Origin of the sequence: Anabaena lutea FACHB-196 (assembly GCF_014698305.1) — a bacterium.
Lineage (GTDB): Bacteria > Cyanobacteriota > Cyanobacteriia > Cyanobacteriales > Nostocaceae > Anabaena > Anabaena lutea.
In genome coordinates this window covers 169,082-187,715 of record NZ_JACJST010000004.1, presented here as the reverse complement: position 1 = coordinate 187,715, position 18,634 = coordinate 169,082, and the positions used below count along the sequence as shown (strand labels likewise).

16 protein-coding genes are annotated in these 18,634 nt (G+C 37.7%); 8 read left to right on the top strand and 8 right to left on the bottom strand.

Translation table 11 applies throughout. The features are described 5' to 3' along the window. Position 1: 1 nt before the first annotated feature. Genes H6G59_RS06570 through H6G59_RS06560 form a run of 3 tightly spaced genes read right to left on the bottom strand, consistent with a single transcriptional unit; the run spans position 2 to position 1,652 of the window. Positions 2–490, bottom strand: a complete 489-nt coding sequence (locus tag H6G59_RS06570) for a hypothetical protein (protein ID WP_190712620.1) — start codon at positions 488–490, stop codon at positions 2–4. Between the two features lie 21 nt (positions 491–511). Then, positions 512–838, bottom strand: coding sequence for a cupin domain-containing protein (locus tag H6G59_RS06565; protein WP_190712618.1), 327 nt, complete (start codon positions 836–838; stop codon positions 512–514). Positions 839–875: 37 nt separating this feature from the next. Then, positions 876–1,652, bottom strand: a complete 777-nt coding sequence (locus H6G59_RS06560) for an SAM-dependent methyltransferase (protein ID WP_190712617.1) — start codon at positions 1,650–1,652, stop codon at positions 876–878. A gap of 244 nt (positions 1,653–1,896) precedes the next feature. Here H6G59_RS06560 and H6G59_RS06555 point away from each other — a divergent pair, with 244 nt between their 5' ends. The 3 genes from H6G59_RS06555 (at position 1,897) to H6G59_RS06545 (ending at position 4,940) form a co-directional block, all read left to right on the top strand. After that, positions 1,897–2,610, top strand: coding sequence for a hypothetical protein (locus H6G59_RS06555; protein ID WP_242038804.1), 714 nt, complete (start codon positions 1,897–1,899; stop codon positions 2,608–2,610). 201 nt (positions 2,611–2,811) lie between these two features. Then, entirely contained in the window at positions 2,812–4,041 is a 1,230-nt protein-coding gene (locus tag H6G59_RS06550; protein ID WP_190712612.1) for a family 10 glycosylhydrolase, read from the top strand. 119 nt (positions 4,042–4,160) lie between these two features. Continuing rightward, complete coding sequence (locus H6G59_RS06545) at positions 4,161–4,940, top strand: Uma2 family endonuclease (protein ID WP_190712610.1); 780 nt, start codon at positions 4,161–4,163, stop codon at positions 4,938–4,940. Between the two features lie 269 nt (positions 4,941–5,209). Here the strand turns inward: H6G59_RS06545 and ilvC are convergent, their stop codons facing one another. Next, positions 5,210–6,205, bottom strand: coding sequence for a ketol-acid reductoisomerase (gene ilvC, locus H6G59_RS06540; RefSeq protein WP_190712608.1), 996 nt, complete (start codon positions 6,203–6,205; stop codon positions 5,210–5,212). A gap of 334 nt (positions 6,206–6,539) precedes the next feature. On the opposite strand from ilvC, the gene H6G59_RS06535 reads away from it, so the two are divergent. The 4 genes from H6G59_RS06535 (at position 6,540) to H6G59_RS06520 (ending at position 11,515) form a co-directional block, all read left to right on the top strand. Next, positions 6,540–7,898: an NAD(P)/FAD-dependent oxidoreductase gene (locus tag H6G59_RS06535; RefSeq protein WP_190712606.1), complete on the top strand. Its 1,359-nt coding sequence runs from the start codon at positions 6,540–6,542 to the stop codon at positions 7,896–7,898. Between the two features lie 202 nt (positions 7,899–8,100). After that, entirely contained in the window at positions 8,101–8,634 is a 534-nt protein-coding gene (locus tag H6G59_RS06530; RefSeq protein WP_190712604.1) for an REP-associated tyrosine transposase, read from the top strand. A 136-nt stretch (positions 8,635–8,770) separates the two neighbouring features. Next, positions 8,771–10,084, top strand: a complete 1,314-nt coding sequence (locus H6G59_RS06525) for an FAD-binding oxidoreductase (protein ID WP_190712602.1) — start codon at positions 8,771–8,773, stop codon at positions 10,082–10,084. Positions 10,085–10,165: 81 nt separating this feature from the next. Then, complete coding sequence (locus H6G59_RS06520; protein WP_190712600.1) at positions 10,166–11,515, top strand: (Fe-S)-binding protein; 1,350 nt, start codon at positions 10,166–10,168, stop codon at positions 11,513–11,515. 255 nt (positions 11,516–11,770) lie between these two features. On the opposite strand, the gene H6G59_RS06515 is transcribed toward H6G59_RS06520, so the two are convergent. Continuing rightward, on the bottom strand, positions 11,771–13,138 hold the full coding sequence (locus H6G59_RS06515) for a cytochrome P450 (protein ID WP_190712598.1): 1,368 nt from the start codon (positions 13,136–13,138) through the stop codon (positions 11,771–11,773). Positions 13,139–13,291: 153 nt separating this feature from the next. Here H6G59_RS06515 and H6G59_RS06510 point away from each other — a divergent pair, with 153 nt between their 5' ends. Beyond that, on the top strand, positions 13,292–14,590 hold the full coding sequence (locus H6G59_RS06510; RefSeq protein ID WP_190712596.1) for a cation:proton antiporter: 1,299 nt from the start codon (positions 13,292–13,294) through the stop codon (positions 14,588–14,590). Between the two features lie 50 nt (positions 14,591–14,640). Here H6G59_RS06510 and H6G59_RS06505 read toward each other — a convergent pair whose 3' ends face one another. The 3 genes from H6G59_RS06505 to H6G59_RS06495 all read right to left on the bottom strand — a co-directional run bounded on the left by H6G59_RS06505 (position 14,641) and on the right by H6G59_RS06495 (position 18,564). Beyond that, complete coding sequence (locus H6G59_RS06505; protein WP_190712594.1) at positions 14,641–15,753, bottom strand: saccharopine dehydrogenase family protein; 1,113 nt, start codon at positions 15,751–15,753, stop codon at positions 14,641–14,643. Between the two features lie 223 nt (positions 15,754–15,976). Next, on the bottom strand, positions 15,977–17,671 hold the full coding sequence (crtO, locus tag H6G59_RS06500) for a beta-carotene ketolase CrtO (protein ID WP_190712592.1): 1,695 nt from the start codon (positions 17,669–17,671) through the stop codon (positions 15,977–15,979). Between the two features lie 110 nt (positions 17,672–17,781). After that, complete coding sequence (locus H6G59_RS06495; RefSeq protein ID WP_190712590.1) at positions 17,782–18,564, bottom strand: LmeA family phospholipid-binding protein; 783 nt, start codon at positions 18,562–18,564, stop codon at positions 17,782–17,784. Positions 18,565–18,634: the final 70 nt, after the last annotated feature.

Sequence of the window (18,634 nt, the reverse complement as noted above, 5' to 3'; positions counted from 1 at the left end):
ATCATACTGTGGCAAGTTTTTCTTGTTCACGGGCATCAACAACTAAAACCAAACAAAGTGCAGCAACAGCCTTTTCCCATTCCTTACGTACTGTAATATCTTCCACACCATCAAATAAACCAACCAAACGAGGAACAGCCTGTTCTAAAGCTGCGTGTGGAACTGGACGATGTAACTCAACGAGGTGATTGATACTTTCTTGATTATTGAGAAAACCAACTACCCATTTTGTTGTATGATCAGGACTATCAGGAACACGCTGAACTCCTAATTCATTTTTTAGCCAGTTATAAAAAGGTGGTAAATGTGTAGCTAAAACTGCACCTGCTGTGGGTAAAGTTTCTCGCAGCAATTTAATATCTAAACTGTCTAATTCTTGTTTTAATTGTGGTGAATTCAGTACCTCATTTAAAGGTGTGGAAAGAATTGCTTCTATTTCTGGTGCAGAAAAAGCTAAATTTTGGGTAAAGGTAGAAATTAGTGATGACATTTTGCAACTCTCCAAAAATAATTAATTAATATCTGCTGCTTTTTCAGAAAGTGTCAGCAGGAATGATAGATTAGATTCAGCCTGTAAAGCATGAGGCGCGTTAGCAGGCATAAAAACAAAAACGCCGGGTTCTAATTTAATCTTTTCCCCTGATAAAGTTAGTAAACCTCTACCTTCTAAGACATTGACAGTAGCATTGCGCGTAGAGGTATGTTCAGATATTTCGGTGTTAGCTGCTAGACAAAAGAGTGTGTATTGACAAGCTGTATCTTTTACTAACACCTTGCTTAAAACTCCCGCACGGGGATATTCAATTTGTTTTCGTAGTTGGGTGACAGTAGAACTCATATCAATGTAAGAGTAAAATTTCCAAAGTGTCAAGATATTAATCAGTAACAGCACATATAAGGATGTAGCCTAGTTCTTGCTGATACTTATGGAAAACATAACGCATTTCTAAAACCCGTTGGCGGATAGCAGGCTGTGTTAAGATATTCCAGAAAATCTGCATAGTGTTGATAATGCCTTCATCTTGCAACATTCGCCACCAATTCAGTAAACTCATAGCACCGATTTCATGTGTCTGTACTTGTAACCCTGCTTGTGTAAAAACATGAATCCAGTTAGTTGCTGAAAGAGGTGTAGAATTAACTCGAATTACTTTGGCTAAATCTGCACTAATTTCTACTTCTTTGTCATTAGCTAATAATTCATGGGAGAGAAATTTACCTCCCGGTTTCAGTCGGTTGTGAATTTCTGTTAACAGCTTGGCTTTCCCCGGTGGGGACTGCATTGTCAGAATTGCTTCAGCGAAAACGTAATCAAACTTTCCTGGTATTTTATCCAGGTGGAAAATATCACCTTCAATAATTTCAATTTCATTTTCTAAGCCAGCAACGCGGATATTCACACGCGCACTAGCGACACTTTCGGGATTTTTTTCTATTCCCAATACCCTTACATGGTAGCGTCGAACCAGAGAAATAGCACTATAACCAAAGCTAGAAGCTAATTCTAAAACTGTCTCACCTGGTTGAAAATTCGCCCATTGGCATAATTTTTCTGTAGCTATGCGTCCACCGGGACGCAGATATTTTTTACCTGCTGCTGCTAAAACTTGGTGTCCAGAAGCAGTTGAGAAGTTGGGGATAGTGTTGGTCATTTGTTTGACCCTCTGTATCTGTTCTATCCCCAATCTGTCAGAATTTTATCATGTTGTCTTTGAGGTAGCTCAAAGAAGAGGAAATATGACAATAAAGTCAGGAGGGGAGAATATAAAACTCTGTGATAAGTTACTTGAATAAAAAGGGAATACTCTATTTATAGGTTATGTATTCTATACACAAACACTGATGAAAGTTGTAGAGGAAACGCACACTAGATTAGTAGTCAAGCACCAACCAATTATGAACTGGTTATGGGGAAGCTTATTATTTATAGGTGGTTTGAGTTTTTGGATTTATTTCATATTTTTCGATTTTGCTTCCCTCCGTTTCACCTGTACTCGTTCCGCACCTCCAGAAATTAACTGCGAATTGAAACGTTTTACTTTGGTGGGAAGCATGGAAAAAGTCAAGATATTTGATCCTCAACAAGCATATATCAAGACCATACTTGGTAGTAAGGGGAGTAGAAGCTATCAGACTATTATTGTGAGTAGGTTTGGAGAATTTTCTCTACTACCTAATATTAGTTATCAAGAAAATGAGAAGTTTATTATTAAGGTAAATAGTTTTATCAACTCTGGGGAAAGTTTCTTTGTAGCGACACAAAATAGACGTATTTATCTCTTTTACATTAGTTTGTTAGCGTTCGTTCTCTCAGGAGTTGGTGCTTTTTTAGCAACATCACCTTTAAGCATCTGCACTTTTTATAAGAGTATTAATAAGGTATTGATAGAACGTAAAGGTTTGCGTGGTAATAAAATTATTGAATATCCGCTAGAAGAGATTGTCCGTTTTTATATTCAAGACAAGCGAGTTAAATATTCTAGGCTTTATCGGGCGGTAATTTTTATAAAAGATGGCAAAGAAATTCCCATTCATCTAGAATATACAGATGAAAAAAGTGTAAAATACGTAGTTATGAAAATACGCCAATTTCTGAACGTTAATTTATAAATTGATATAGACAAGAGAAAATAAAATTAACTTGATTTGGTAAATATCGTGGTAGATAAAATAAATTAGTTACCTTTTTAGGTAAAGTAAAGTTAAGATTTTTGACTCTTAACCGTAAATTACATACCCTAAGCTGTATCTCATTCTTAATTGACTCAATGACTATTTAATATTAATAGTTTTAAAAACTAGCCAATCATTATGTCTGACAAGAAAAAAGAACCAAGTGGATGTGGATGTGCCAATATTCCCTTTTCTGTGATCATAATTATTTTTGCAGGTGGTTATTGGTTGTTTACCCAGAGAAACAATATAGATGTAAGTAAACTTGTATCTCAAGCTCAACAAATCACTAATCCTATTTTCAATTCTACACCAAATATTACAGCAAATCCTACACCAATTATTGCCCCAACACCTCAAGCAACTCCTACAAAAAGTCCTTCTCCTGCGATATCCAGTATTGCTAAAATTACTCCTAATAATCAACCAACTCCGAGTCAAACCAGCATACCAAAAACAACACCATTACCTGTAAATTCTTGGCAGAAAAAAGCCATAAGAGGCATTTATTTAAGTCGCTACCAAGTTACTAATAATGCTACTGAAAAAACGATTCGTGAAAGAGTGCGTTATTATCGCGCTCAAGGATTTAATACTATTATTCATGGTGTTTGGGGTAATGGTTGTACTATGTACAATAGTAAGGTGATGCAGCAAACTCTCGGTTATAAAAGTTGTCCAAATCTGTTTCAATATCAATGGTTAGATTGGTTAATTGATGAAGCACATAAACAAGGAATGCAGGTTCACGCTTATTTTGAAAAAGGAATTAAAATAGATAAAAATAGCCCTATTTTTGATTTAGCTATTGAGAAGAAATGGGTTGTTCCTGGTGTAGATAAAACCTATCCTGCCATAGAACATTATGTGCTTGATGTAGAAATTCCGGAAGTTGCGAATTTCTTTAAAAATATTTTAGTAGAATTTGTGCAGCGGTATCCAAAAATTGATGCTGTGCAATGGGATGATTATTTAGGTTATCATGCTGAATTACCAGGAAAGGTAGACCGTACTGCTAAGTTAACTGCTTTTGTGCAGCAAATGATTACTGGCATGAAAAAAGCTAATTCAACCGTTAGTTTTGATATTTGTCATCATAACCCTTATTGGGCTAAACGATATTTTGCGGCTGATTGGGAAAAATGGAATGTGGATAGAGTCTTTATTCAGGTTTATAATGATGCTAATTTTCAAGAAGAATTAAATTATGTGAAAAATTATCATGGTATTGCTATTAGTGAACCACAATTTCATCGTTTAAAAGCATTATTAGATAACTCAGAAGTTAAGAGTGTTTTAGTTTTTCCTGCGTCTGGAAAACCTGAAGAAACTGCTTCTACTTTCAATAATTTGATTAAAAAACAGTAAATCAACATGTTTAACTCCATCTTTGTAAGCAAATATTTGGTCAGGGAAGAATTTATTGATGGCAATTTTGATAAAATATTGGTAATTATTCTCTATTCCCTGTCACCTACGCCATAGTTATGTATCAAACAGACCCGCCGCGTTCTGCCAAGGAATTCCTCCCAACAATGTATGACCTACCTAGTGAAAACCCAGAGGAACCCGGTTTGCCAGACGAATTTCACCTTTTACAACCTCAGTTATTACGAGAAACTTTTTGTCCGCCTAACTTCCCGGAAAATCAGGTATTTATTGCCACAGACTTAAATCTTTACTACGATGTCCATCATCCATTATGGTATAAACGTCCTGACTGGTTCGCGGCCGTTGATGTACCAAGGTTGTATGCACAAAAAGAATTGCGTCTGAGTTATGTGGTTTGGCAAGAAGGCGTTAATCCTTTTGTGGTGGTAGAATTCATTTCACCCGGAACTGAAAAAGAAGATTTAGGGAAAACGTTACGAGATGCTAGTCAACCTCCAACTAAGTGGGAAGTCTACGAACGAGTTTTAAGAGTACCTTATTATATAGTTTTTGATCGCTACAATGACCAGTTAAGAGCATTTCAGTTGCAGGGAAGTAGTTATTCTGAATTGGAAATTAATCAACTGCGTGTTTGGTTAAATGATATTGAATTAGGTTTAGGACTGTGGCCAGGTGTCTATCAAGGCATTGAACGACAATGGTTACGCTGGTATGATTCTTTAGGTAACTGGATTCTTACACCTGAAGAACGGGAAAGAAAACAAGGTGAGCGAGAAAGACGACGCGCAGATAAAGAAAGACTACGAGCAGAAAGATTAGCAGAACAATTACGCGCTCTTGGTGTTGAACCTGATTTTGGTAATGATGAAGAATAGGAGGCTTTGGTGAATGAAGGGATGAATTAGTCTCACGCAAAGGCGCAAAAATCAATTATAACTCTATTATAACTCTATCATTTCATTACCCAGAGATTTTATGCAAATGAAATAAACTATTTTTTAGCTTTCTACATCATTATTGAAGATGTGATTTTGTACGCCTATAAAAACTACGATAAGGTGGGCAATACCCACCCTACGTATATTTCAAAAACCAAATATTAGTTCTATAGGTAAAGAATTCCCAATTCCCAATTCTCCAAAAATTACGCTTTCTTCAACCAGCTAAACATGGCGCGTAAATCTTTACCAACTTCCTCAATCGGATGTTCTGCTTCTTGACGACGCATAGCGGTGAAACCAGGTTTACCTGCTTGGTTTTCTAATACGAATTCCCGCGCAAATTGTCCAGATTGAATTTCGCTCAAGATTTTCTTCATTTCTGCTTTGGTGTCAGCAGTAACGACTCTTGGTCCACGGGTATAATCACCATATTCAGCGGTATTAGAAATACTGTCGCGCATGGTCGCTAAACCACCTTCTACAACTAAGTCAACAATTAATTTGACTTCGTGCAGACATTCAAAATATGCTAGTTCTGGTTGATAACCTGCTTCAACTAAGGTTTCAAAACCGGCTTTGATTAAAGCACTCAAACCACCGCACAATACTGCTTGTTCACCAAACAAATCGGTTTCGGTTTCTTCCCGGAAAGTAGTTTCCAGAATACCTGCGCGTGTACCACCGATACCTCTAGCATAAGCCATTGCGCGATCGCGTGCCTTGCCTGTAGCATCTTGATATACTGCAAATAAAGCAGGTACACCTTGTCCTTGTTCGTAAGTCCGACGCACTAAGTGTCCTGGCCCTTTAGGTGCAACCATTACCACATCAACATCAGCCGGGGGGACAACTTGTGCAAAGTGAATATTAAAGCCATGTGCAAAAGCTAAAACATTTCCTGCTTCTAAATTTGGTTCAATCTCGTTTTTGTAAATTGTTTTCTGCACTTCATCAGGTAATAAAATCATGATGAAATCGGCAGCTTTTGCAGCGTCAGCCACACTTTTCACAGTCAAGCCAGCAGCTTGGGCTTTTGCTGTTGACTTACTACCGGGATATAATCCTACAATTACATTTACACCACTGTCTTTTAAATTAAGGGCGTGGGCATGACCTTGTGAACCATAACCAATAATAGCAACAGTTTTTCCAGCCAAAAGGTCTAAATTGGCATCTTCATCATAATACATCCGCGCCATAGAAGCATCTCCTGTCCGCAAGCATAGTTATAAAATTGGCAGACTTTTGATTTTACCCCAAATTGTGTTACCAAAATAAATACTCTAGGTCAGAATCTTGTTGAAGAGACATCTAAGTATATTTTTTGTCCTTGACTGGGGATAAGTTAATATTAACTATACTTATCTGTATCTAAATAAAATCTTATAGTCAAAAATTTTACTTTTGTGTGGAAATTATGAATACTTTAATTTTTTTTTAAGGTGTTCAACATAAACAGAAATATTTATGATAACTTTGATACAAATTTGTTAAGAATAGTTACAGCATCGGTAATACAAGGAAACATTTCTTATGGTTGATTTACATGATCATAACCCACAACATCAGGTAGTGATAGTTGGTGGTGGCTTTGGTGGACTTTATGCGGCAAAAAGCCTAGCTAAAGCTAATGTCAACGTTACCCTGATTGATAAACGCAATTTTCATCTATTTCAACCACTCTTGTACCAAGTAGCTACGGGTGCTTTGTCTCCAGCGGATATTTCCTCACCTTTGCGTTCTGTTCTCAGCAAAAGTAAAAATACAAAAGTGCTGTTGGGTGAAGTCAATGATATTGACACCAATGCACAACAGGTAATTCTCAGTGGCGAAGTAGTACCTTATGATACGTTAATTCTCGCCACCGGGGCGAAGCATTCCTATTTTGGCAAAGATAACTGGGAAGAATTTGCACCCGGTTTGAAGACTGTGGAAGATGCAATTGCAATGCGTCGGCGGATTTTTATGGCGTTTGAAGCCGCTGAAAAAGAAACTGATGCAGCTAAACGGCGTGCTTGGTTAACTTTTGTAATTGTTGGTGGTGGCCCAACAGGTGTAGAATTGGCTGGTGCGATCGCAGAATTGGCAACCAAAACCCTCAAAGAAGATTTCCGCAACATCGATACATCAGAAGCGCAAATTTTACTTTTAGAAGGGATGGATCGCATTCTCCCACCTTTTGCCCCTGAATTATCTCAAGAAGCAGAAAGTTCTTTAACACAATTAGGCGTAAATGTCCAGACAAAAACCCTGGTGACAAATATTGCTGATGATATTGTGACTGTCAAACAAGGTGATGATGTTAAACAGATAGCTGCGAAAACAGTATTGTGGGCTGCGGGAGTGAAAGCCTCGGCGATGGGGAAAGTTTTGACAGAAAGAACTGGAGTGGAGAGCGATCGCGCCGGGCGTGTTATCGTTGAACCAGACCTGAGTATTAAAGGATATCCCAACATTTTTGTAGTTGGTGACTTAGCAAATTTTGCCCATCAAAATAATAAACCCTTACCTGGAGTTGCACCAGTCGCCATGCAAGAAGGCGAATATGTAGCTAAACTAATTCAGAAACGCCTGAAAGGTGAAACATTACCACAATTTAATTATGTGGATAGAGGTAGTTTAGCAATGATTGGGCAACACGCCGCAGTTGTTGATTTAGGTTTTATTAAACTTACAGGTTTCCTCGCGTGGTTTGTTTGGCTATTCATTCATATCTACTTCCTGATTGAATTTGATAACAAATTAGTTGTCATGATTCAATGGTTGTGGAGTTATTTTACCCGCAATCGTGGCGCAAGATTGATTACAGGAAAAGAAACTATTCCATCTGTACCAATTGAAAGTAATGGACATTATCAACCAGTGAAAACTAGACAACCAATAAATGTGTAGTTTACTCGTTCCCAGTCTCCGGCTGGGAATGCCATTTAGAGGCTCTGCCTCCCAAAATACCATAATATAAACTCTATCTCCCAAAAAACTCGAAATCAATTCATGTATCTCCTATTTCCTAATTATCGTTGATAATACGATGTATAACTTCTGCCTCCCATATTAAAATCAAATCACCACATCTACCAAACAAAATCACACAATGGGACGCAGCCGCTATCATGTATTAGGAACCCAACCACATTTTATAACTAGCACAATAGTCAATTGGATGCCATTATTGGGACAAACTAAACTTGTGCAAATTATCCTAGATTCCCTCAACTTTCTGCAACGACAGCAGCGTTTGACATTGTATGGTTACGTCATCATGGAAAATCATCTTCATCTTATCGCTGCGGCTGCAAACTTATCTAAAGAAATAGGAAATTTTAAATCATTTACGGCTCGTTGTATTATTGATTTACTTCATAAAAATAAAGCTGAATATATACTTAGTCAATTGGAATTTTATAAATTAAAACACAAGATAAAACAAGAGTATCAACTGTGGCAAGAAGGTTTTCATCCCCAGGCGATTTTAAATGAGGAAATTTTCAGGCAGAAATTAGAGTATATGCACAATAATCCGGTGCGACGTGGTTATGTTGATGAACCGTCTCATTGGCGTTATTCTAGTTATCGGAATTATATGGGATTACCGAGTTTATTAGATGTGGAGTTGATTGATTTGTGAGATATTGAGGCAGAGCCTCATCTTAGCATTCCTAGTCAGAGACTAGGAACGAGAAACGAGAAATAAGAAAAATCAGCTTGTGCATTTTGAGTCAAAATAACCAGTACATTAGTAAAGAGGATATAAAAATAAACTGATGAATGCGATGTCTAACGAAAAGACACAAAGTGTCTACGCATCTACCCTGAAATCTATTATCAACACAGAAAACGCTGTCTTACCTTGGGAAAATCTCGAACCCATTCAGCAACAATGCATCCAGCAAGCGATAGACTCTAAAAGCCATCCCAGTTGTATCGTTTATCCCCACACCCAAGCAGAATTAGCCGCAGTCATAGCCACCGCTAACCGCAATAAATGGCGCGTTCTTCCTTGTGGTAGTGCGAGTAAAATTAACTGGGGTGGTTTAGCTAAAAATATTGATATTGTCGTTAGTACTGAACACATTAACCAACTTATAGAACACGCTGTTGGTGATTTAACTGTAACTGTCGAAGCGGGGATGAAGTTTGCCCATCTTCAGGAAATTTTAGCAAAATCTCGCCAAACATTAGCCCTAGACCCTACCACACCAACCTCAGCCACCATTGGTGGTATCGTCGCAACCGCTGATACAGGTTCTCTGCGTCAACGTTATGGGGGTGTGCGTGATCAACTTTTAGGTATAACTTTTATCCGCGCAGATGGACAAATTGCCAAAGCTGGAGGAAGGGTAGTAAAAAATGTTGCCGGTTACGACTTGATGAAATTGTTCACCGGTGCTTACGGTACTTTAGGAATTATCAGCCAAGTCACTTTTCGAGTTTATCCACTACCTGAAACATCGGCAACGGTAATATTAACTGGTAAAGCAGAAGCCATATCCCAAGCTGCGACAATTCTGCAAGGTTCTGAGTTAACACCAACTCAAGCAGATTTATTATCAAATAAGTTGGTTTCTAATTTAGGTTTAGGGGAAGGATTAGGATTAATTACCCGTTTTCAAAGTATTAGTGAAAGTGTCAAGGAACAGTCAAACCGACTTTTGGCAATCGGGCAACAATTAGGATTAGATGGATCAATTTATTCAACAGAAAATGAAGCTGATTTATGGCAACGATTACCAGAACAAATACATGATAATATTACAAATTCTCTAATTACTTGCAAAATAGGAATATTACCAACTACAGCAGTTGAGGTGATTAATCACATAGAAATGGGTTTGATTCATCTTAGTAGCGGTTTAGGTTTGGTAAGGTTGGAAAATCAAAATCAAGTTTTGTCATTGCGTCAGTTATGTCAATCTAATTATGGCTTTTTAAGTGTTTTAGCTGCACCTGTGGCAATAAAGGAAAGGTTAGATGTGTGGGGTTACACTGGGAATGCTTTACAACTCATGCGGGGAATTAAGGAACAGTTTGATGGTAATTATATTTTAAGTCCTGGTCGGTTTGTAGGTGGGATTTAAGATTTAAGAAAATGAACTGCAAAGGCGCATTCACGAAGTGTCTCGTAGAGAAGAACACGAAATTAAGAGGGGAAAATAGAAATGCAAGTTTCAGATGGTGCTGTTAATAATGTTGCTAGTATTAAGAATTTGAAGGGATTTGATGAAAGTCATCCTCCTGATCCAAAGTTGATTGATAGTTGTGTTCATTGTGGTTTTTGTCTTTCTACTTGTCCTAGTTATCGGGTGTTAGGTAAGGAGATGGATTCACCAAGGGGACGCATCTATTTAATGGATGCTATTAATGAAGGTGAAATTGCTTTAAATACGGCAACGGTTGAACATTTTGATTCTTGTTTGGGTTGTTTGGCTTGTGTGTCTACTTGCCCTTCTGGTGTGCAGTATGATAAGTTGATTTCGGCAACTCGGCATCAGGTTGAGAGGAATTATAACCGCAGTTTACCTGATAAGTTAGTGCGTCAATTGATTTTTTCTCTGTTTCCCAATCCTGATCTTTTAAGAATTTTACTTTTCCCATTATTGGTTTATCAAAAGCTGGGAATTTCTAAGTTATTGCAAGCTACTGGGTTAATTAAAGCTATTTCTCCCCGGTTAGCAGCAATGGAGTCTATTTTACCAGAAATTACTTTTAAATCTTTTCAAGATAATTTACCGGATGTAATTCCGGCTAAAGGTGAAAAAAGATATCGTGTTGGGGTGATTTTGGGATGTGTGCAACGGTTGTTTTTCTCTCCTGTCAATGAAGCAACAGTGAGGGTTTTAACTGCAAATGGTTGTGAAGTAATTATTCCTAAATCTCAAGGTTGTTGTGCTGCGCTTCCTGAACATCAAGGACAAACTGAACAAGCGAAGGTTTTAGCAAGACAAATGATTGATAGTTTTGCTGAGACTAATGTGGATTTTATCATTATCAATGCGGCTGGTTGTGGTCATACTTTAAAAGAATATGGTCACATTTTAGCTGATGATCCAGAGTATGCAGAAAAAGCAACAGCATTTGCAGCAAAAGTTAAAGATGCACAAGAGTTTTTAATTAATGTGGGTTTAACTGCTAAACTTTCACCTTTAACTGATAAAAATTTAACTTTGGTTTATCAAGATGCTTGCCATTTATTACATGGACAAAAAATTAGTGTTCAACCCCGTCAGTTATTAAGAAAAATTCCGGGAGTGACTTTAAGAGAACCAATAGATGCGGCTTTATGTTGTGGTAGTGCAGGTGTTTATAATATGCTGCAACCGGAAGTAGCTGAGGAATTAGGTAAACAAAAAGTGCAGAATTTAATCAATACAGGTGCTGAGTTAATTGCTTCTCCAAATCCTGGTTGTAGTTTGCAAATTAGTAAGTATTTAGAGGATAAGAAAATTTCAGTAATGCACCCAATGGAGTTATTAGATTATTCAATTCAGGGTGTGAAGTTGGAGATTTAGCATCTCACTTTCAACTTGAAAAACCTATGTAGAGATGTTTTCTGAGATGTTTCTACACAGCAATTTTTAAACTTCTGGTATTTTTGTAAGTTTTAGGGAACACCAAAAAATAAATTACCCAAAAACTGTAGAGACTGTAGGGTGGGTAAAGGTGAGTTACGTCGCCACGGGAGCAAATCTTGATCTTTATGACCTTATCTTGTGCGCCTAACCCACCCTACAAATTGGAGATTTTTTTGGAAGTCCCTTATTTCACTAAACCTCAACTGGAACTTTCACCTGTTCCCGCTTACCAGTAGACACCAACCACTTACCACCAGAAGGCGCTAAAGTTACTCCTCTGCGGATAGGTTTGACGGAAATATTATTAACTAAAGCTAAATCTAATTGTGACATAACTGTAGCTAAAACCAGCTTCATTTCAAACATGGCAAATGCCATACCAATACAGGTACGATTACCTCCACCAAAAGGGAGATATTCATATTGTGAATACTGGCGTTCTAAAAAGCGTTCTGGTTTAAATTGATCCGGTTCTGGATATAAATCTGGGCGGCGATGAGTTAAATATATACAAGGCGTAAGTAATACACCTGGCTCAAATTCATGACCCATAATTTTTGTCGGTGTCTTCACCATGCGGGGTAAAGTAATCATCGCAATTGGGTAAAAGCGTAAGGTTTCTTGACAAACAGCAGTCAAATAAGGCAAGCGAAAAATTTCATTGAAATCGGCATTTTTACCAAGCGAATTTAACTCAGTTAGTAGAGTTTCCCGGACTTTTGGTAAATGATGAATCCAGTATAACGCCCATGTTAAAGCTGACGCTGTAGTTTCATGACCTGCAAATAATAAAGTCATTAACTCATCACGTAATTCTATATCTGTCATGGCTTCACCATTCTCATCCCGCGCTGACATCATTAAGGAAAGAATATCGCTACGAGAGGCATCGAAATTATCTCTGCGTTCTTGAATCTCGGTGTAAAGGAGTTGGTAAATTTCTGCTCTGCGACGCAAAAATATTCCCCAAGGACTCCAAGCACCCAAATCTATTTGCAATGCAGGGAAAAAGGTGACAGCAGAACGCAATGGAGAACCTGATAAATCCAACAAGGAAGCCGTCAGTTTTTGCAATCTTGTTAAACGTTCTCCCTCACTCAAACCAAACACAGCTTGTAATATCACTTTCAGGGAAATTTCTTGCATAGAATCCCGCACTGAAAAAGGTTCGCCAATTTGCCAATTACTGATGACTTGTTTAGTCATATCAGTGATAATTTGACCATAGGCTTTCATTCTTTCTCCATGAAAAGGCGGTGTTAATAGCCGTCTTTGGCGTTGGTGAGGTGCGCCATCTAACAATAACAAAGAATTTTCGCCAACTAAAGGTTTGATAAGTTTATTTCCCCTCCCCGCATCAAAATATTCTGGTGGAGTTGTAAAAATTTCCTGAATCGCTTGGGGGTTACTAATAAAAACTATTGGTTGTTCAGTAGTTAGTCTCAGGGTAAAAAAGTCACCATGAGTTTTTGCAGATGTTTCCATCAGTTGCAAAGGATTGAAAACCCATTGTAGACGTTGTATAAATCTTGAGGTTTGGGACTCGCCAGGTAATTGCATGACAAAAATTACTATAAATTATTTTCTCACTAGGCTAACAAATCTACCAAAAAATGCCAAATATTTCCACAAAATCTACCTTTGGGTTATTTGTACCTAAAAGTAACTTCGACTAAATTTGCAAAAGAGTAATTATTTTTTATACAAAAATCAATGGTAGATATTTATATTCTTGATTTGTTGGTAATTGGTCTACTCTTACTGATTGTGACTTTAGGCTCAGGTTGGATTTCGCGTTTACCTCTTTCTTTGGCCATGATCTACCTAATGGTAGGGGTTTTTTTGGGGCCTTATGGCTTAGGACTGATTCAATTACGTCGTGATGAATTCTTCAATGCTGAATTACTGGAAAGACTAACTGAATTTGTCGTTATTGTTTCTGTATTTAGTTGTGGCTTAAAAATAGTTACACTCCTGAAATGGAGGTTGTGGAATATTACGGTGAGGCTGATTGCATTATTAATGCCAATTTCCATTTTTTCCCTGGCTGCTGTGGGGAAATTATGGTTGGGTATGAATTGGGGAGAGGCGATTTTATTAGGTGCAATTCTTGCGCCAACTGACCCTGTATTAGCCTCAGAGGTGCAGCTGACAGATACAAATGACGATGATGAGTTACGCTTTGGTTTAACTTCTGAAGGAGGATTAAATGATGCTTTAGCTTTTCCTTTTGTTTATTTTGGTATTTATGCCCTCAAAGATAGTAATTGGCATAATTGGTTGGGAAATTGGGTTGCAGTTGATGTAATTTGGGCGATCGCATCTGGTATCATCATGGGACTGATTGTTCCCATAGCCATAGTATGGATTGATAAAAAAATCCAAAAATCTCGTCCTGCTGATGCTGTGATGGAGGATTTTGTTGCTATTAGCGCGATTTTACTAACTTATTCTTTAACAGAAATTGTTAATGGCTATGGATTTCTGGCAGTATTTGTGGCAGGGTTAGCTGTCCAAAGGAGTTACACAAATCCCGACAAGCCACTTGCACAATTAGAATTTATTGAGCGATTAGAAAAGCTGCTAGAAGTTGGTCTCATTTTGCTCTTAGGAACAATATTATTATGGGAGCCAATGTTTAAGTATGCTACCCAATCTTGGTTAGTAATAAGTTTGTTATTTTTAGTTATTCGACCTGTGGGTGTATGGGTTAGCACTATTGGTAAACGTCCTCTAAATTCTCACCGTCGAACTTTCAATCCAGTAACCCGCTTGTTATTTGGTTGGTTTGGTATTAGGGGTATAGGTTCTTTATATTATCTTGCCTTTAGCTTAAGCAACGGCTTAAAAGGTGAGGCTGCTGAACAAATTGCCTGGATAACTTACACGACTATTGTCGTTTCTGTGATTGTACATGGAATTAGTTCCACTCCCTTAATGAATTGGTATGAAAGAAATATTGCCAATCGCACAAAGCCTAATATTCATGCAACAATTGATGAGTTTGAATAGTTAGTTGTATAAGCCTATGCTTAAGCTTACATTTGGATAATATTTTGATATTATAGTTTCACCCAATGGGAATTAATTTGTATTTCCCGTTCTTGCATTATTTGTGTAAATAAATTTGTAGGTAATGCAGCTTCTACAGGTAAAACTCCGGGGTGTTGGAGTTTACCTTCTAGTAATAATTTAGCAATACTACCTGTACCTATACCCGAAGCGACAGCAGTATTATTATGCAATAAAGTTGAAGCATAAACTACCGTTTCCCCATCTTTTTTTCCTGTTACTTCTGCTCGCACTGCTACCCCAATTCCCGTAAACATATTTGTAAAATCGGTCATGCTATGACTAACATGAGACAAAAATTCAATCATGTAACGACGCTGCATTAACCATTTAGGAAAAATATGGGCAGCTATCCAAGTTAAGTGATTATAAAAATCAGGAATTGAGCCAAATTTAGTAATTACAGTTTTCACTGTAGGGAAAGAATAAGGTAATGTGATTGTTTCTGGCATATCAAACCAGTAAACTCCACTAACTCCAAAGGGTTGTGGAAAGTTAATATCTTCTCGATCAGAATAAGGTTGAATTAAACGCCATTCATTATTTATCCAAGCCTCAAAAGGATGCTGTAAACCAAGAAATGTGGTTCGCATCACGGTAACTCCAGCACCACCAGAACCAGAAACTAAATAACTTAAATGGATTTTTTCGGCTACATCAAATTGCTCGATTCCTTGACGGACTAAGCTATTAGAAATACCGGGAAAAATCCCCGTGTTAATAATTGCTGTTACTCCAGCATTAACCGCTTTTTCGTGTAAATTTAACGCTTTATTAGTATAGGAACGATGATCACTAACATCTAGATAATTCACACCTTGTTCAATGCACATTTCCAGAACTTGAGTATCTCGGTAGTGAAATGGTCCGGCACAGTGAATGACTAAATCCGATTGTGCGATCGCTTCCCGTAACTTGTCAACTTCGGTCAAATCCAAAACTAAAAACTGTTCTCGTCCTCCCGAAGACAAGCTTACAGCCTTTCCCATCTCTGGGGAACGTCCAGTAATGGTAATTTGCGTCTGTGTGTAAGTGAGGATATCGTTAGCAACTGCGCTACCAATCCTTCCTCGTCCACCTAAAATCAAAACATGGTCTTTCATGACTTCCGTATAGGTAACGTGATTCTTATTTCATCAGCTTTTATTCCTATTTGTCATCGGTGACAAGTATAAATTGCTTATGAAGAAAGAAGTAATTGCAAATTACTCCTATTAAGACTGATAGTATAGGTTTGATTTATCATCAGTTATTAGAAATTTACAAACTTGTCATCTATGAAAATAGGTGCATTAACGCTGTAACGCACCCCGAATTCACTTATAACTAACTAATCCCAAACACTGAACCCACAGTAGACTTCAGCGAATTTCCTGCATCCTTTAAAGTCTGACTAATCGGATGTTTGGTTTGCAAAAATACTCTAGCACAATTGCGTCCTGGCATACCCGAAATTGAACCACCTGGATGTGTTCCCGCACCAGTTAAAAATAGATGATCAATGGGGGTTTTATAGTTGGCTAATTCTGGCAAAGGTCGGAAAAATACCATTTGATCCATAGTCATATCAATATGATAATAATTCCCTTTGTAAGCACCTAATCTTTCTCCTAATTCTGCTGGACTTTCAACACGTCTAGCAATAATTGAATTTTTCAAATTTGGCGAATAAGTTGCTAATTTATCAACTACCCGATCTGCAACTTTATTTTTCAACTCATCAGTCCAACCCGTACCTTTCAAACCTGTTCCTTCTGCACCAGCAATTTGATAAGGAGCAAAAAATTCAATCCATACAGTATGTTTACCTGGAGGTGCTAAACTAGGGTCAAGAGCGCTAGGCATGACCACATACATTGATGGGTCAGAGTCGGGAATTTCTCCTAATGTACATTTACTATGAGCCTGTTCAACATGATTCATAGAATCGGCAATTAAGATTGAACCAATGAGATATTCATCTTTGTGTTCATGGTAGGGAAAATGTAGCGGCTCATCTAAAGCTAAATCTATCTTCAAGATGGTTTCATTATTATTAACAATACGCCGTTCTAATCTTTCCCATAGTTCAGAATCAACTGCATCAATATCACTTTTATCAGTCATTTGTAAAAACAAACGTTGAGCATCAATATTAGAAATTACTCCATATTTAGCTCGATATTCTTGTCCTCCAGCAACCCGCACTCCTACAGCTTTAGCATCATCAATTATAACTTTTTCCACGTGCTGGTCTGTGAGAATTACCCCACCTTTACTTGTGACTAAATTCACCAATGCTTGCACCAATGCACCTGTGCCGCCGCGAGGTCTAGCCATGCCAGGATTATGACGCATTGCCATCATCATCACCCCAATTGCCAGGTTTTTTTGTGAAGGAGGCGCACCCAGTTCTGATGCTAATCTAGAAAGTGGTGCTTTCAAAAATTCTTCGTCAAACCACTCATTGAGAATATCCTCAGCACTGTTCAGCATAGTGCGGATAAAATCCAGGCTTTTGTTTGGAGAACCTACTACAGAAAATAAATCTTTTAATTTCTGAATATTGTAATTCCCAAAAATATCTACAACTGATTTGGGTGGTGCATTGAACATAGGAATCATGGCATTAATTGCCCGTTGCCAATAATCTGTAAATTCGGCATATTTCCTAGCATCACGCTCATTATAACGAGCGATTTCTGTACAAGTCTTTTCTATGGATTTATGAGCTAAGAAATACTTACCGTCTGGGTGTGGACAAAAAACAACTGGGTCACATTCTAGATATTCCAAGCCGTATTTTGTCAGTTCTAATTCTTCAACTACTGGCCCTAAATGAATAAATTCATGGTCAATAGCACACAAGTTAAATTTAAAGCCTGGTGCTTGATCTGGGATACATTCTTCTGTTGTGGCTGCACCACCGGGAACAGGACGCTTTTCTAGTAGCAGGACGCTATAACCAGCTTTGAGTAAATAAGCAGCACACACTAAACCATTGTGTCCTGCACCGATCATGACAACATCATATTCTTGCATAAATGTTAGTTATGTTTTTTTCAAATAAACTCGGTTTTCAAGATGAGGAATATTTTTATAAATATACACAATTTGTTATTTATAAAAATTAGTATTTACCAGAGTGAATCCTAATCAGGATAAAGCATAGTGTCCGTTGAAGGAATTTGCTTTATGTGAGCTTTGACTATCAGGATTAAACTACCCTTTTTTACTTCCATATCTTTGATAGAAAATACCATATTTTCCCACTCCAAGTAGGGTAAATTGATTATTTCTTTAGCTTTTTGCATAGCAGCTGCTATTAATTCCACTCTTATTCCTTCTCCTTCAGTACAACGAAAACTTTCCAACATGGGGGGTTTTGTCCGAGTTCGGGGATGAGCGATGCCTGCGGCGAGCGAAGCTATCGCATGATAACCTAAGATATGAGTATTATCCTTTTCTTTGAGCCATACCTTACCTTTAAATTCTAGTTTGCCATCACCGGGTAAAAATACCTGCATTTCTTCCGGTTCAAAGCTGACAATTTCACCATCTACATTCAATTGAAATTGTCTCACCCACCTGTAAATCACCTCTGAAGTCAAGGCATTGTTAATATCTGCTTCCGTGAGAACAAGGCGAATATCGGCATTTACTGGTTCATTGAGTTCTAGTTGTCCAAAGATCACACTTAAAGGATTAATAGAAATGCTATCCGTTTGCAGTTTTATATCCTGGACGCGGATTTTGTCTTGAACTACCAACCCTTGACCAGCAAGATCAACCTGATTTACCTGTCCACGAAATAATTTCCCAATATCAGTTTTTATCTCTATATCTATTTGTTCTACTTCATCTAACTCCTCAGATATTCTTCTTTCAACTGCCTGAGATAATAATTTTTCCTCAAAGTTTGGTTTGTCAGACATAAAAAAAAATTACTTTTTTATGTTTCTACTACTGGTTAATGTATACGCTGATTCCTAAGAAAAGTATCTA

Coding starts and splice junctions, on each gene's coding strand:
- H6G59_RS06570 (WP_190712620.1), bottom strand. CDS start 490: ATGTCATCACTAATTTCTACCTTTACCCAAAATTTAGCTTTTTCTGCA.
- H6G59_RS06565 (WP_190712618.1), bottom strand. CDS start 838: ATGAGTTCTACTGTCACCCAACTACGAAAACAAATTGAATATCCCCGT.
- H6G59_RS06560 (WP_190712617.1), bottom strand. CDS start 1,652: ATGACCAACACTATCCCCAACTTCTCAACTGCTTCTGGACACCAAGTT.
- H6G59_RS06555 (WP_242038804.1), top strand. CDS start 1,897: ATGAACTGGTTATGGGGAAGCTTATTATTTATAGGTGGTTTGAGTTTT.
- H6G59_RS06550 (WP_190712612.1), top strand. CDS start 2,812: ATGTCTGACAAGAAAAAAGAACCAAGTGGATGTGGATGTGCCAATATT.
- H6G59_RS06545 (WP_190712610.1), top strand. CDS start 4,161: ATGTATCAAACAGACCCGCCGCGTTCTGCCAAGGAATTCCTCCCAACA.
- ilvC (WP_190712608.1), bottom strand. CDS start 6,205: ATGGCGCGGATGTATTATGATGAAGATGCCAATTTAGACCTTTTGGCT.
- H6G59_RS06535 (WP_190712606.1), top strand. CDS start 6,540: ATGGTTGATTTACATGATCATAACCCACAACATCAGGTAGTGATAGTT.
- H6G59_RS06530 (WP_190712604.1), top strand. CDS start 8,101: ATGGGACGCAGCCGCTATCATGTATTAGGAACCCAACCACATTTTATA.
- H6G59_RS06525 (WP_190712602.1), top strand. CDS start 8,771: ATGAATGCGATGTCTAACGAAAAGACACAAAGTGTCTACGCATCTACC.
- H6G59_RS06520 (WP_190712600.1), top strand. CDS start 10,166: ATGCAAGTTTCAGATGGTGCTGTTAATAATGTTGCTAGTATTAAGAAT.
- H6G59_RS06515 (WP_190712598.1), bottom strand. CDS start 13,138: ATGCAATTACCTGGCGAGTCCCAAACCTCAAGATTTATACAACGTCTA.
- H6G59_RS06510 (WP_190712596.1), top strand. CDS start 13,292: ATGGTAGATATTTATATTCTTGATTTGTTGGTAATTGGTCTACTCTTA.
- H6G59_RS06505 (WP_190712594.1), bottom strand. CDS start 15,753: ATGAAAGACCATGTTTTGATTTTAGGTGGACGAGGAAGGATTGGTAGC.
- crtO (WP_190712592.1), bottom strand. CDS start 17,671: ATGCAAGAATATGATGTTGTCATGATCGGTGCAGGACACAATGGTTTA.
- H6G59_RS06495 (WP_190712590.1), bottom strand. CDS start 18,564: ATGTCTGACAAACCAAACTTTGAGGAAAAATTATTATCTCAGGCAGTT.